This window comes from Mycobacterium sp. NGS27 (assembly GCF_059813005.1).
Window position 1 is genome coordinate 953,983 of record NZ_JCALDT010000001.1, and the last position, 14,230, is coordinate 968,212.

General features: G+C 67.3%; 12 protein-coding genes and 1 riboswitch. Of the genes, 2 read left to right on the plus strand and 10 right to left on the minus strand.

Annotated features, from left to right (window positions below; genetic code table 11):
* Positions 1–188 precede the first annotated feature (188 nt).
* Positions 189–2,393, plus strand: a complete 2,205-nt coding sequence (locus AC5Y30_RS04290; RefSeq protein ID WP_499916600.1) for a malate synthase G — start codon at positions 189–191, stop codon at positions 2,391–2,393.
* A gap of 100 nt (positions 2,394–2,493) precedes the next feature.
* Entirely contained in the window at positions 2,494–4,611 is a 2,118-nt protein-coding gene (locus AC5Y30_RS04295) for a substrate-binding domain-containing protein (RefSeq protein WP_499916602.1), read from the plus strand.
* Positions 4,612–4,641: 30 nt separating this feature from the next.
* Here AC5Y30_RS04295 and gcvP read toward each other — a convergent pair whose 3' ends face one another.
* From gcvP to AC5Y30_RS04345, 10 genes are all read right to left on the minus strand, one after another.
* On the minus strand, positions 4,642–7,467 hold the full coding sequence (gene gcvP / locus AC5Y30_RS04300; protein ID WP_499916604.1) for an aminomethyl-transferring glycine dehydrogenase: 2,826 nt from the start codon (positions 7,465–7,467) through the stop codon (positions 4,642–4,644).
* 174 nt (positions 7,468–7,641) lie between these two features.
* A riboswitch (glycine riboswitch) is annotated at positions 7,642–7,739 on the minus strand.
* A 45-nt stretch (positions 7,740–7,784) separates the two neighbouring features.
* Positions 7,785–8,414: a MerR family transcriptional regulator gene (locus AC5Y30_RS04305; RefSeq protein WP_499916605.1), complete on the minus strand. Its 630-nt coding sequence runs from the start codon at positions 8,412–8,414 to the stop codon at positions 7,785–7,787.
* A 278-nt stretch (positions 8,415–8,692) separates the two neighbouring features.
* Complete coding sequence (locus AC5Y30_RS04310; protein ID WP_007771374.1) at positions 8,693–9,187, minus strand: bifunctional nuclease family protein; 495 nt, start codon at positions 9,185–9,187, stop codon at positions 8,693–8,695.
* Positions 9,188–9,298: 111 nt separating this feature from the next.
* Positions 9,299–10,051, minus strand: coding sequence for a transcriptional regulator FtsR (gene ftsR / locus AC5Y30_RS04315; RefSeq protein ID WP_499916608.1), 753 nt, complete (start codon positions 10,049–10,051; stop codon positions 9,299–9,301).
* On the minus strand, positions 10,051–10,512 hold the full coding sequence (garA, locus tag AC5Y30_RS04320; RefSeq protein ID WP_007771376.1) for a glycogen accumulation regulator GarA: 462 nt from the start codon (positions 10,510–10,512) through the stop codon (positions 10,051–10,053). The genes ftsR and garA overlap by 1 nt, the downstream gene beginning before the upstream one ends.
* 294 nt (positions 10,513–10,806) lie before the next feature.
* Entirely contained in the window at positions 10,807–11,205 is a 399-nt protein-coding gene (gcvH, locus tag AC5Y30_RS04325) for a glycine cleavage system protein GcvH (RefSeq protein WP_499916610.1), read from the minus strand.
* Between the two features lie 28 nt (positions 11,206–11,233).
* Positions 11,234–11,998: a DUF881 domain-containing protein gene (locus AC5Y30_RS04330; protein WP_499916793.1), complete on the minus strand. Its 765-nt coding sequence runs from the start codon at positions 11,996–11,998 to the stop codon at positions 11,234–11,236.
* A gap of 253 nt (positions 11,999–12,251) precedes the next feature.
* Positions 12,252–12,584 (minus strand): small basic family protein, encoded by a 333-nt coding sequence (locus AC5Y30_RS04335; protein ID WP_499916612.1) that lies wholly within the window; start codon positions 12,582–12,584, stop codon positions 12,252–12,254.
* Positions 12,585–12,639: 55 nt separating this feature from the next.
* Entirely contained in the window at positions 12,640–13,566 is a 927-nt protein-coding gene (locus AC5Y30_RS04340) for a DUF881 domain-containing protein (protein WP_499916614.1), read from the minus strand.
* Positions 13,559–14,188, minus strand: coding sequence for a CDP-alcohol phosphatidyltransferase family protein (locus AC5Y30_RS04345; RefSeq protein WP_499916616.1), 630 nt, complete (start codon positions 14,186–14,188; stop codon positions 13,559–13,561). Before AC5Y30_RS04345 ends, AC5Y30_RS04340 begins: the two co-directional genes overlap by 8 nt.
* Between the last annotated feature and the right edge of the window lie 42 nt (positions 14,189–14,230).

Below are 14,230 nucleotides of genomic sequence, written 5' to 3' on the forward strand. Positions count from 1 at the left end.
CGTTGCTGGAAACACATCCCGGTGCTCGCCCGCAGCGTCGTTCTTGGGGCTGTCAGCGCGGCCTGACCTGCTGTGGCGGATCGTGCGGATAACGCTCAGCAGGCTGCGCTCGGTAGGCTTATGACATTGCCAATCGGGGCCTGTCCGGCCCACGGACGGTCCGGTGCGGCCCATGATGGAGGAGAATCATGACTGATCGCGTGTCGGCGGGGAACTTGCGCGTCGCCCGAGTGCTCTACGACTTCGTGAACAACGAGGCCTTGCCCGGCACCGACATCGACCCCGACAGTTTCTGGGCGGGCGTCGACAAGGTGGTCACCGACCTCACCCCCAAGAATCAGGACTTGCTGCGCCGGCGTGACGAGCTGCAGGCACAGATCGACAAGTGGCACCGCCAGCGCGTCATCGAGCCGCTCGACATCGAGGCGTACCGCAAGTTCCTCACCGAGATCGGTTATCTGCTGCCCGAACCCGAGGACTTCACCATCACGACGTCCGGCGTCGACGACGAGATCACCACGACCGCCGGCCCGCAGCTGGTGGTTCCGGTGCTCAACGCGCGGTTCGCGCTCAACGCCGCCAACGCCCGCTGGGGCTCGCTCTACGACGCCCTCTACGGCACCGACGTCATCCCCGAGGACGACGGCGCCGAAAAGGGCACGAGCTACAACAAGGTCCGCGGCGACAAGGTGATCGCCTACGCGCGCAAGTTCCTCGACGAGGCCGTGCCGCTGGAATCCGGCTCCTGGGCCGACGCGACGGGTCTGTCCGTCGACGACGCCCAGCTGAAGGTGGCGACCGCCGAGGGCTCCGTCGGCCTGGCCGACGCGAAGCAGTTCGCCGGCTACACCGGCGAACTCGGCTCCCCCAGCTGGTCGGTGTTGCTGGCCAACCACGGTCTGCACATCGAGATCCTGATCGACCCGGAGTCGCCGATCGGCAAGACCGACGCCGCGGGCATCAAGGACGTGGTCCTGGAATCGGCGATCACCACGATCATGGACTTCGAGGACTCGGTGGCCGCCGTCGACGCCGACGACAAGGTGCTCGGATACCGCAACTGGCTCGGGCTGAACAAGGGCGACCTGTCCGAAGAGGTCAAGAAGGACGGCAAGACCTTCACCCGGGTGCTCAACGAGGACCGCACCTACAGCACGCCCGACGGCGAGGGCGAGCTGACGCTGCCGGGCCGCAGCCTGCTGTTCGTCCGCAACGTCGGTCACCTGATGACCAACGACGCGATCGTCAGGAGCGAAGGCGACGAAGAAGAAGAGGTCTTCGAGGGCATCATGGACGCGCTGTTCACCGGCCTGACCGCCATCCACGGCCTCAAAACCGGCGACGCGAACGGGCCGCTGGCCAACAGCCGCACCGGGTCCATCTACATCGTCAAGCCCAAGATGCACGGGCCCGACGAGGTCGCCTACACCTGCGAGCTGTTCAGCCGCGTCGAGGATGTCCTCGGACTGCCCCAGGGCACCCTCAAGGTCGGCATCATGGACGAGGAACGGCGCACCACGGTGAACCTCAAGGCCTGCATCAAGGCCGCGGCCGACCGCGTCGTGTTCATCAACACCGGCTTCCTGGACCGCACCGGTGACGAGATCCACACCTCGATGGAGGCCGGGCCGATGATCCGCAAGGGTGCGATGAAGAGCACCGCGTGGATCAAGGCCTACGAGGACGCCAACGTCGACATCGGCCTGGCGGCCGGCTTCAAGGGCAAGGCGCAGATCGGCAAGGGCATGTGGGCGATGACCGAGCTGATGGCCGACATGGTCGAGCAGAAGATCGGCCAGCCGAAGGCGGGCGCGACCACCGCGTGGGTGCCGTCGCCGACGGCGGCCACCCTGCACGCGATGCACTACCACTACGTCGACGTGGGCGCGGTGCAGGAGGAGCTCGCCGGCAAGAAGCGCACCAAGATCGAAGAGCTGCTGACCATCCCGCTGGCCAAGGAACTGGCCTGGGCTCCCGAGGAGATCCGCGAAGAGGTCGACAACAACTGCCAGTCCATCCTCGGCTACGTGGTGCGCTGGGTCGCCCAGGGCGTCGGCTGCTCGAAGGTGCCCGACATCCACGACGTGGCGCTCATGGAAGACCGTGCCACGCTGCGGATTTCGAGCCAGCTGCTGGCGAACTGGCTGCGGCACGGCGTGATCACCGAGGAGGACGTGCGCGCCAGCCTGGAGCGGATGGCCCCACTGGTCGACGAGCAGAACGCCAAGGACGCGGCGTACCAGCCGATGGCGCCCAACTTCGACGACAGCCTGGCCTTCCTGGCCGCCCAGGATCTGATCCTGACGGGCACGCAGCAACCCAACGGATACACCGAGCCGATCCTGCATCGCCGTCGGCGGGAAGCCAAGGCACACGCCGCGCAGTCGAATTGAGCCTGCGCTCGAATCGGGTGCGAACGTGTAATAGTGCCGGCGATGACTAAAATCGGCGCCGAGTCAACGATGGATCGAAGGAAAGGCCGCGGGCACTGCTATGGGTAGGCACAGTGCGCCCGACCCTGACGACTTCCTCGACGAACCTTCTCGCGACGACGTCGTCGACGAGCCGTCTCGAGGTGACGAGGCAGGACGACGCCACCGGAATGCCGGTGACGAGGAAGCCGACCTCTACGCGGACGAGGATGACTATTCCGACGAGGGTGATTACTCGGAGGGGGATTACTACCCGGACGAGCGTCGCCATCCCGACGAGGGTTTCGCGGCCGACGACGACGATCTCTATGCCGCCGAGGATTCTTACGTCGAAGGCACCGCCGATGACTATCCGGAGTTTCGGTCCCGGCCGGCGCCGCCGTCGAGCCCGGAGCCGCCGGCCGCACCGCCCTCGCTATTCGGGGGCGGCCATCGCGGACTGGCCGACCGGCTGGGTGGCCATCGCAGTGAGGGAGGCCGTCGCGGCGTCAGCATCGGCGTGATCGTGGCGCTGGTCGCGGTCGTCGTCGTGGTGGGATCGGTGATCCTGTGGAGCTTCTTCGGTGACGCGTTGTCCAAGCGCTCGCACACGGCCGCTGGACGCTGCGCGGGGGGCCAGGAGACAGTGCCGGTCGTCGCCGACCCGTCCATCGCCGATTCCGTTCAGCAATTGGCGGAAAGCTACAACAAATCCGCCGGGCCGGTCGGTGACCACTGCATGGTGGTGAGCGTCAAGCCGGCCAATTCCGACGCCGTGCTCAACGGCTTCATCGGCAAGTGGCCCGCGGAATTGGGCGGCCAGCCGGCGCTGTGGATTCCGGGCAGCTCGATCTCGGCCGCGCGGCTCGCCGGGGCCACGGCGCAAAAGACCGTCACCGAGAGCCATTCGCTGGTCACGTCCCCGGTGGTGCTGGCCATCCGCCCCCAACTCGCGCCCGCCCTGTCCAACCAGAACTGGGCGGCGCTGCCGGGCCTGCAGACCAACCCGAATGCGTTGGCGGGGTTGAACTTACCCGGGTGGGGTTCGCTGCGTTTGGCCCTGCCGATGACCGGCAACGGGGACGCGTCGTTTCTGGCCGGCGAGGCGGTGGCGGCCGCCTCGGTACCGCCCGGCGCCCCGGTGACGCAAGGCACCGGCGCCGTGCGCAGCCTGTTGAGCGCACAACCCAAACTGGCGAACAGCTCGCTGACCGAGGCGATGGACGTGCTGCTCGGACCCCCTGACGCGGCGACCGCACAGGTACACGCGGTCGTCACCACCGAGCAACAGCTGTTCCAACGCGGCCAATCGCTGCCAAACGCCAAGGACACCTTGGGATTCTGGCTTCCACCAGGTTCTGCGGCGGTGGCCGACTACCCCACCGTGCTGCTCAGCGGTTCGTGGCTGAGCCGAGAACAGGCGTCTGCGGCCAGCGAGTTCTCGCGCTTCATGCACAAGCCAGACCAGCTGGCCAAGCTGGCGAAGGCCGGCTTCCGCGTCAACGGCGTGACATCGCCCAGCAGTCCGGTCACCAGCTTCCCGGCGCTGCCCGCCGCGCTGTCGGTGGGAGACGAGCCGATGCGGGCCACCCTCGCCGAGGCGATGGCGAGCCCGTCGAGCGGGCAGGCCACGACCATCATGCTCGACCAGTCGATGCCCGCACAGGAAGGCGGGAAATCCCGGCTGGCCAACGTGGTCGGTGCCCTTCAGGACAAGATCAAAGCGCTGCCCCCCACCGCGGTGGTCGGCCTGTGGACGTTCGACGGACACGAAGGCCGCTCGGAGGTGGCGAGCGGGCCGCTGTCCGACGCCGTGAGCGGCCAGCCGCGTTCGGCTGCGCTGGCCGCCGCCCTGGACAAGCAGTACTCGTCGGGCGGCGGCGCGGTGTCCTTCACCACGCTACGGATGCTCTACCAGGACATGCAGACGAATTATCATGCGGGCCAAACGAACTCGATCTTGCTGATCACCGCGGGGCCGCACACCGACCAGACGTTGGACGGGCCGGGGCTGCAGGACTTCATCCGTAAGAGCGCTGATCCCGCCAAGCCCATCGCGGTGAACGTCATCGACTTCGGAGCCGACCCGGACCGGGCGACCTGGGAAGCGGTCTCCCAACTCAGTGGCGGTAGCTATCAGAACCTAGCGACGTCGGCGTCCCCGGACCTCGCTTCGGCGGTGAACACCTTTCTGAGCTGAACGCCCTGAGCCGAGGCGGAAAGAGGACCGTCAGGCGAACGCCTCCACCGGCGGGCACGAGCAGACCAGGTTGCGGTCGCCGTAGGCGCCGTCGATGCGACGCACCGGCGGCCACACCTTGGGCCGGAACTCCTTACCCAGCGGATAGGCGGCCTGCTCCCGGGTGTAGGGGTGATCCCAGTCGCCCACCACCAGGCACTCGGCCGTATGCGGCGCGCCCCGCAACGGGTTGTCGTCGGCGGGCCACTCCCCCGCGCCCACCCGGTCGATCTCGCCGCGAATGGCGATCATGGCGTCGCAGAACGCGTCGACTTCGGTCAGCGTCTCGCTCTCGGTGGGCTCCACCATCAGCGTGCCGGCCACCGGGAAACTCATGGTGGGGGCGTGAAAACCGTAGTCCGCCAACCGCTTTGCCACGTCGTCGACGGTAACGCCGGTGGACTTCGTGATCCCCCGAAGGTCCAGAATGCATTCGTGGGCAACCATCCCGTTCTCGCCGGTGTAGAGCACCGGGAAGTACTCGTCGAGGCGCCGGGCGATGTAGTTGGCCGAGGCGATCGCGGTCAGCGACGCCGCGCGCAATCCCTCGGCGCCCATCATCCTGATGTAGGCCCAGCTGATCGGCAGGATCGAGGCCGACCCGTAGGGCGCCGCCGACACCGGATGTCCGTGGGGCAACTCGGGTGCGTGCGGGTGCCCCGGCAAAAACGGCGCCAGGTGCGAACGCACCGCCACCGGCCCGACGCCGGGTCCGCCGCCACCGTGCGGAATGCAGAACGTCTTGTGCAGGTTCAGGTGGCTGACATCGCCGCCGAACCTGCCCGGCCGCGCCAGTCCCACCAGGGCGTTGAGGTTGGCGCCGTCGACGTAGACCTGCCCCCCGGCGTCGTGCACGGCCGCACAGATCTCGGCGATGTCGTGCTCGTAGACGCCGTGCGTGGACGGGTAGGTGATCATCAGCGTCGACAGCCGGTCGCGGTGCTCACTGACTTTGGCGCGCAGGTCGTCGAGGTCCACGTCGCCATTGGTGTGGCAGGCCACCACGACGACCCGCATTCCGGCCAGCGCCGCCGACGCCGCGTTGGTGCCGTGCGCACTGGACGGGATGAGGCAGATGTCGCGGTGCGGTTCCCCACGGCTGGCGTGGTATTCGTGAATCGCCAGCAGCCCGGCGTACTCGCCCTGCGAGCCGGCGTTGGGCTGCAGCGAGACGGCGTCGTAACCGGTGATCTGCACCAGCCAGGTCTCCAGGTCGGCGATCAGACGCCGCAGGCCGGCGGTGTCCGACGCCGGCGCGAATGGGTGCTGACGGGCGAATTCCGGCCAGGTGATCGGCTCCATCTCCGCGGCGGCGTTCAGCTTCATGGTGCAGGACCCGAGCGGAATCATGCTGCGGTCCAAGGCGATATCTTTGTCGGCCAGCGTGCGCAGGTAGCGCATCATCGCCGTCTCGGTGCGGTACTGCGTGAACGCCGGATGGGTGAGGAATTCCGATGTGCGGGTGACGATGCCGGCGCACCTCGGCTGGGCGGCCTGGACGCCGAACGCCTCGAGCACGGCGGCGACATGCTTCTCGGTGGTGACCTCGTCGCAGGCCACCGATACGTGGTCGTCGTCGACTTGCCACAGGTTGATGCCGTTGGCCTTGGCCGCGGCGGTCACCTCGGCGGCGCGTCCGGGCACCCGCGCCAGCACGGTGTCGAAGTACTTGTCGTGCACCAACGCATCGCCGAGGGCGGCGGCGATCGCCTCGGCGTGACCGTGTACGCGGCGCGCCAGCGCGGTCAGCCCCTCGGCGCCGTGGTAGCTGGCGTACATCGCGGCCATCACGGCCAGCAGCACCTGCGCGGTACAGATGTTGCTGGTCGCCTTGTCGCGGCGGATGTGCTGCTCGCGGGTCTGCAACGCGAGCCGGTAGGCCGGCGACCCGTCGGCATCCAGCGACACACCGACCAGCCGGCCCGGCAGCTGGCGGGCGTGACGGGCGTGCACCGCCAGGTAGCCGGCGTGTGGCCCACCGAATCCCATTGGCACGCCGAATCTTTGGGTGGTCCCGAAGGCGACGTCGGCGCCGATCTCGCCGGGCGGCGTGATGAGCGTCATGGCGAGCAGGTCGGCGCCGATGGCGATCAGTGCTCCCCGGTCGTGCGCCTGCTCCACCAGGCCCGACCAGTCGGTGACCCGGCCGCTGGCCCCGGGTAGCTGGGCGATGACGCCGAAGAAGTCCCCGTCGGGAAGACCGTTGCGCAGGTCGGCGGTGACGATCTCGATGCCCAGCGGCCTGGCCCGGGTCGCCAGAATGGCCGCGGTCTGGGCGAAGACGTCGGCGTCGACCGCCAGGCGGTTGGCTTTACCGCGCGCCGCGCGCTGCATCAACGTCATGGCCTCGGCCGCCGCCGTGCCCTCGTCGAGCATCGAGGCGTTGGCGACCTCGAGGCCGGTGAGGTCGGCGACCATCGTCTGGAAGTTCAGGAGCGCCTCGAGCCGGCCCTGGCTGATCTCCGGCTGGTACGGCGTGTAGGCGGTGTACCAGGCGGGGTTCTCCAAGATGTTGCGCAGCAACACCGGAGGCGTGAGCGTGTCGTAGTAGCCCTGCCCGATCATGGACACGGCCACGGTGTTGGCCTCGGCCAACGACCGCAGCTCGGCGAGCGCCCCGGCCTCGCTGGCGGGGGGTGGCAGCCGGTCGAGGCCGGGCGCGGTGCCACCGTCGGTCAACCGGTCCAGGATGCCGTCCGGAACCGCCTTGGCGGCGAGCTCGTCCAGTGAGTCCACGCCGATGACGGCGAGCATGGCGGCGACGGCCTGGCTGTCAGGGCCGATGTGCCGAGCAGCGAAAGTGAATTGGTCGGACACTGGAACTCCTGAGTAAGCGGACGAAGACATATCACGGCAGAGGACTAACGGCCCTCTCCCTCTGTCTTCACCCGTTCACCGGGCGCCTGAGAGATTCGGCGCCGATGCTGCCTGCGCGCCTTTCCCCATCGGCGGGTGCGGACCGCAGGCCCACGCCGCTTTCCAGAGGCATCGAGATTTCGTGCGGTCCGGGTGCCTGAGAGGTTGACGGAGAGGTGTTGCTCCTTCGGCGTCCGTGGCTGGCAGCCACGAAACTCTCCCGCTCGAATGCGATGCGCAGCCCAGTTTACCCGGCCGCTCAAGTCACGGGCGCGCCGTCAGCCGATCTTGCGGTCGCGGTGCTTGCGCCGGGACGCCAGTTCGTCCTCGGGCTCGGCGATCGACTCGCCCCCGTCGGCCCGCTCGCCGGGAAAGTCCGCGATGACGCCGGTGAGCTCGCGCATGGCGCCCGACACGGCGATGCCGAAGACGCCCTGCCCGCCCTGCAGCAAGTCGACGACCTCTTCGGCCGACGTGCACTCGTAAACGGTGGTGCCGTCGGAGAACAGGGTGATGTTGGCCAGATCCTGGACACCACGCTGACGCAGATGGTCGACCGCGACGCGGATGTTGTGCAACGAAATCCCGGTATCGAGCAGCCGCTTGACGATCTTGAGGACCAGGATGTCCTTGAAGGAATAGAGGCGCTGGCTGCCGGAGCCCGCCGCGCTGCGGATCGACGGGACCACAAGCGAGGTGCGCGCCCAGTAGTCCAGCTGTCGATACGTGATGCCGGCGATCTGGCAGGCACTCGGACCGCGGTAGCCGACCAGCTCGTCGGGCACGGAGTCGTCCGGGAAGAGTCCGGGCTGCACGGGTGCGCTGGCTACGGTGACGCTGCGGTCACTGGTCGCCGGGCTGCCGCTCTCAGCTAGGTTGAGCTGCTCTTGGCGTGGCTGCTCGCTCACGGTGGTTCCTTCCCGCGATCGCGCTCTCGTCGTTAGCTGCGTCCCTGGCTGCAGCGCAGCCACGTTTGCTCAGGCCCGAGTGCTAGTAGAGCTTACGCTTTCCGATAGCCACCGCGCCTGTAGTCGCGAACAAAGTATGGCCGCCGCGAGGCCAAGTGGGCGGGCTATCCACCAGCGTGTCGACATCTCGGTGTGGTTCGAGACGGATCCGTGATGTCGCATTCCAGGCTAAACCAGCCGCCCCGCCGTTCCCAAGTGCTGGTGGTAGCAGGTTTGCGCTAGGTGGCTTTGAAATCGTCCGGAGATACGCTATCGAGAAATTCTTTGAACTTCTCCACCTCGTCCTCCCGGACGGCGGTGCCGCCTTCCTCGTCGCTCTCGTCGGGGATCAGCAGCCCGGCCTGGGCGAGCACGCCTTCTTCGACGTAGATCGGAACGCCGACCCGCAGCGCGATCGCCACCGAGTCGGACGGACGGGCCGACACGGTGATGTTGCGGTCGAACACCAGGTCGGCGTAGAAGGTGCCCTCTTGCAGATCGACGATCCGGACCTCTTTCAGCGAATGCCCAAGCGCGGCAATGACATCCCTGATCAGATCGTGCGTCAACGGGCGTGGCGGCTCAACGCCTTGCTGCTCGAGCGCGATGGCGGCGGCCTCCGACTGACCGATCCAGATCGGAAGGTAGCGGTCACCGTTCGTTTCGCGCAGTAACAGCACCGGCTGATTTTGCGGCTGCTCGACGCGAATGCCGACAACACGAACTTCACCCATTTGTGTCTGCCCTCCGCATAGTGGCGCCGGTTGGATTGGTGATCGCCAGCGACGGCGAGGTCAAAGTCCGCCCTACTGCCGAAAACCAAGCTGTCGACCGAAGTCTAGTCCTCAGCGATCCAGAACGTCGCGAACGGCGGCTTTGATCAACGAGGTGTGCAACGTGATGGCGAGCGCCGCGACTTCGCGCGCCAAATCGTCGGCGCGATCGCGCGCGCCGGCCTTGCCGGCTTTGACTACCGGACCGGCAATCTGCGCGATCAGGTCCGACTGCCGATCGGCGGCCGAGCGGAACGCGCGCAAATGTCGTGGCTCGACACCGTAATCCGACAGCGCCTGCGCGCACTGCAGGATGACCACCGCGTGCTCGTCGAAGAAGCCGGCGGGTCCGGTGGTGATGACTCCGGCTTTGAGTAGCGCGGTGAGGAGGTCGTCTCCTACGCCCGCGCGGTTCAGCAGTTCTTCGCGGCTCAGCCGGACATGGGTGGGGGCCACCGCCGAGGTGTCGGAGCCCGAGTCCGCCCCGGCGGCCTCCCCGGTTCCGGCCACGGACACCAGGCGCGGGGCGGAATAAGTCGTTCGTTCGGGCGGCAGCTCGCCGTCGGGTTGGGCGTCCAGTTGCGCCCTGATGACCTTCAGCGGCAGATAGTGATCACGTTGCGCGGTAAGGATGAACCGCAACCGCGCGCAGTCGTACGCGGTGAACCTTCGATACCCCGACGCGGCCCGCTGCGGTGTCACCAGACCCTCGGCCTCCAGGAAGCGGATCTTGGAGATGGTGACATCGGGGAAGTCCGGCCTCAGCAGTTCCAGGACCGCCCCAATCGACATCCCGGCGAGTGCCGAGCTATCGGGCGCGCTCACTAGCCTGAAGATCCTCCATCCTCACCCTGCTTGGGTCCGGTCAGAAACACCAAGCGGAACTTGCCGATCTGCACTTCGTCTCCGTTGGCGAGCACCGCGGAGTCCACGGGCTCACGGTTGACGTAAGTGCCGTTGAGACTACCAACGTCGACCACGCTGAATTCGTTGTTTTCCAACCTGAATTCGGCGTGCCGACGACTGACGGTTACGTCGTCGAGAAAAATGTCGCTGTCGGGGTGCCGACCGGCGGACGTGGTGGGCTGGTCCAGCAAAAAGCGAGAACCGGCGTTCGGTCCCCGCTTGACGACCAGCAACGCCGAGCCCGCGGGGAGTCCCTCGACTCCGGATACCGCACTCTCGGTGCCCGCTTGTGCGGGAGCGTCCAGCTCGTTGAGGAAGTCGGCACGGAAGACGGAAGTCGTCTCTACCGTGACTTCGTCCGAATTCTGGTCGTTGTCCATGTCCGTCACGCGCTGCTCCTCACTGGCTGCTGTGGCGTTGTCTGTCCGGGCCGCTCGGCCGGCTTTCGCACCAGGTTTGGTTGCCCGGTATGCCGATTACTGCCGTCTTCTACTTGCAAGTGTCTTTCACGTGTCTCTCAGCGATCTCCGAAGGTCTTCAAAGGTCGATGTGTCGACGGTACCGCGCACCCGCCTGCAATGCGCCCACCACCTGACGATCCGAAACTTCGACTCCCCCGTACCCCGGCTGCACCGCACGCTCGCTGTGCGGGGCTGCAGGGACATTAGCAATCGTCATTCGGTCAGCGTTCCGCGGTAGGCCTCAGCGTCCAGCAGCGAAGAAATGGCCGACTCCAATGCGCCGACTTCGGGAACCTGCACATCCAGCAACCAGCCGGCTCCGTACGGGTCGGAGTTCACCAGTTGCGGACTGCCGTCCAGATCGGTGTTGACCGCCGACACTTTGCCCGACACCGGGGCGTACAAGTCCGACACCGATTTCGTCGACTCGACCTCGCCGAAGGATTCGCCCGCGGTGACTTCGGTGCCCACGTCGGGCAACTGAACGAAAACGACATCGCCCAACGCCGATTGCGCAAAATCGGTGACGCCCACTCGCACGGTGTCATCCCCGCTTCGGCGAACCCATTCATGTTCGGCGGTGTAGCGCAGGTCGGGCGGAATATCGCTCACGGGTGATCCTGTTCTGTTCGGGCGGCGCTCACTTGACGGGCTGAGCGTATTGGTGCGGTTTTGGTTGCCGCAAGGTGGTCACGTCCACGCGGTCGGCCTGCTGGACCGACATTCGCGCACCGACGCGCTTCACCGTGTCCTGCGCGCCGCCGGGAATGTTCATGGCGGCGGCGAGGGTAGGTGGATCGCCAATCGCCAGAATCGAATACGACGGAGACAGCGTTTTGGAGTCGATGATCAGCGACCCCGGCGTACCCACCACCCACGTGTCGACACCCACTCGCACCGATTGGTGGGCGTCGTTGACTTCGATCGCCTCGGCGCCGGCGGCCCGCAACTCATTGATCACGTCGAGCATCGCCTCGGGCGACACCCCGGGTGCGGGGTCGTCGATGGTGACGGTGACGCCGGGCCCGGTGGCCCCGACCGCCCCGACCAGAATGGACAGCGCCGCCAGCCTGGACTGTGCGGACTGGATGGCCGCCTGGTCGTTGTTTCCGGACGCCTGCAAGGCATTCAGCGTGTTCTGAAGCTCGTTCACCTCGGTGTTGAGTGTGCCTTCGCGCTGTCGCAACGAATCGAGCAGCACCAGAAGGTCTGCGGGACGGGCCGTCTCGAGCGAGTCGCCGGACTCGGTCTGGCGGACCTGGGTGACGATGGCCAGGCCCAGGAGCAGGCACAGCATGGCGGCCAACGTCCCGAAGACCATCCGGGACCGACCGCCGCGCACCAGGCCGGACAGCCCGGTGTCGTGCACCGGGCCGATCTCGGGCCGCGGGCTTTTCGCGGCCAGTTCGTGGCGGCCGCGCGACGCACCCGGCTCTGCCGTCGCATCGGCGCCGGAGCCACCGGGCTTGGTTGGCCCGTCACCACTTTGGCCGCCGGCGGCGCGTTGGCCGGCGGCGTGGTCTGGCGGATCCTGGCTCACGTTGACCTCAACTGCGTTATTGCGCCGCTTCTCGCCCCCGCAGGCGGGTGGGGGTACCTCCCACTCGTGGGGGCGTGCCCCCACATCGCTTTTCTGCTCTGCATCGTCGCCGGCGCGGTTACGCCCCGAACAGCCTACGGCGCAGGGCGGCGGCATTGCCGAAGATGCGGATACCCAGCACGACGATGATGGCGGTGGACAACTGCGTGCCCACGCCCAATTGATCGCCGACATAGACGATCAGCGCGGCCACGAAGACGTTGAACACGAACGAAACCACGAAGACCTTCGGGTCGAAAATCCGTTCCAGGTAAGCACGTAACCCGCCGAACACCGCATCCATCGCCGCGACCACCGCGATCGGCAGGTAGGGCTGGACGACCTCGGGTACCGCGGGATGAAAAACCAGCCCGAGCACGATGCCGATTGCCAGCGCTGCGATACCGATCATGCTTGGTTTCCCGTCCGCGTCTCACCCAGGCGAACGTGTCTGATGGGGGCGTTTCTCACTGTGGCCCAATCTGCTTGGCGAACTTGACATCCCGGATCGACCCGGCAGGAAGCGTGAGACCGTCTGCGGAGTCCACCGTAACCACGACGCCGTAGGAGATCTGCAACAGCCTCAGTCGCTGCATGCCGGCACTGTTGTCGAAGACGTCGCGCATCGCCCGCGGCGGCCCGATGGCCAGGATCGTGTACGGACTGGTGGTCGGGTTGTTGTCGACCAGGATCGCGCCGCCGGCTTGCCGGATCGTCACATTCGGCCCGATCCGCACACCGCCGACCGAAATGGCCTCGGCGCCGCTCGCCCACAGCGAGTTGACCAGCAGCTGCAGATCGCGGTCCAGGATGATCTGCCTGCTGCCGCTGACCCGCTGCTTGGACACGTCGGAAAGGTTCGGGCCGGCACCGGGATCGGTGACGGTCACCTTCAGGCCCGGTCCGATGATCGCCGTGCTCGCGGCCGCCAGGCTGAGGGCGTCAAGCCGTTTCAGCAGCCGCTGCCCCTCGGCGTTCTCGGCCAGGGCGTGGCGCTGCACATCGTCGACGCGCGTCGCCAGCTCGCTGCGGCGCTGGTTCAGCTTGGCCGCGGAGCCTTCCGTCGACCTCACGTTGCCCAACAGCAGCTGCTGGGCCGAACGCACCCCGGGCGCCACCGAGCGGGCCTGCGCGACCGCGGCGGCGAAGACGGTCGCGATCAGCAGCGCCGCGGCGGCCTGCCAGAGCCAACCGAACACGCGCTGGCGCCGGCTGCGGGGTGCGTCGGCGGTGCCGCGTTTGGCCGCCGCCGCGGCGTAGCCCGGATCGAGGTGCTCGGACAGCAGCGCGCGCAGCAGCGACGGCACCGGGATCAGCTTGGGCCGCGATGCCACGTGCGCGCCGCGACCGGCATTGGGGTCGTAACCGCCGAGCAGACGGTCCGCGTCAGCCATGGTCAGCCACCCTTGCCGCGGCCGACGGGCGAGAGTCGCGGTCGACCTTGGGCATCCGGCGCAGCACGAGAATCATCTGCACCGCATACTGCACGAACGCCCACAGGTACGCATACAAGCCCCAGATCAAAAAAGCCCAGCCGCAGGCCCCGATCACGCGGCTCCACAGCGCATCCCAGGTGCCCAGCAACACCAATGGAAAGCCGGACATCAGTGCGAACGTCGCGGCCTTGCCGATGTAGGTCACCGGCAAGGCCGACAGGCCCCGACTCCACAGCGCCGGCAGCGTCGTCGCCAACAGACCGTCGCGCGCGAGCAGGACGATGACGAACCACCACGGCACGATGCCGCCGACGGCGAGCACGATGGGCACCGCAACCATGTAGAGCCTGTCGACCGCCGGGTCGAGCAGGACACCCAGGCGCGAGGACTGATTGAGCAGCCGGGCGATCTTGCCGTCCGCCCAGTCCGAGGCGCCGCTGAACATCAGAATCGCGACCGCCCATCCGTTGGCGTGCGCGACCACCAGGGCGTAGACGAACACCGGGATCAGCGCCAGGCGGACAGCGCTGAGCACGTTGGGCACCGTCAGCACCCGATTGGGCGGAAGCACCGGCTCCATGAGCCGTGACCTTAGCCCAACGGCGAGCGCGCGGCTGGGCGC

Coding starts and splice junctions, on each gene's coding strand:
- AC5Y30_RS04290 (WP_499916600.1), top strand. CDS start 189: ATGACTGATCGCGTGTCGGCGGGGAACTTGCGCGTCGCCCGAGTGCTC.
- AC5Y30_RS04295 (WP_499916602.1), top strand. CDS start 2,494: ATGGGTAGGCACAGTGCGCCCGACCCTGACGACTTCCTCGACGAACCT.
- AC5Y30_RS04310 (WP_007771374.1), bottom strand. CDS start 9,187: ATGGGTGAAGTTCGTGTTGTCGGCATTCGCGTCGAGCAGCCGCAAAAT.
- garA (WP_007771376.1), bottom strand. CDS start 10,512: ATGGACAACGACCAGAATTCGGACGAAGTCACGGTAGAGACGACTTCC.
- AC5Y30_RS04335 (WP_499916612.1), bottom strand. CDS start 12,584: ATGATCGGTATCGCAGCGCTGGCAATCGGCATCGTGCTCGGGCTGGTT.
- AC5Y30_RS04340 (WP_499916614.1), bottom strand. CDS start 13,566: ATGGCTGACGCGGACCGTCTGCTCGGCGGTTACGACCCCAATGCCGGT.
- AC5Y30_RS04345 (WP_499916616.1), bottom strand. CDS start 14,188: ATGGAGCCGGTGCTTCCGCCCAATCGGGTGCTGACGGTGCCCAACGTG.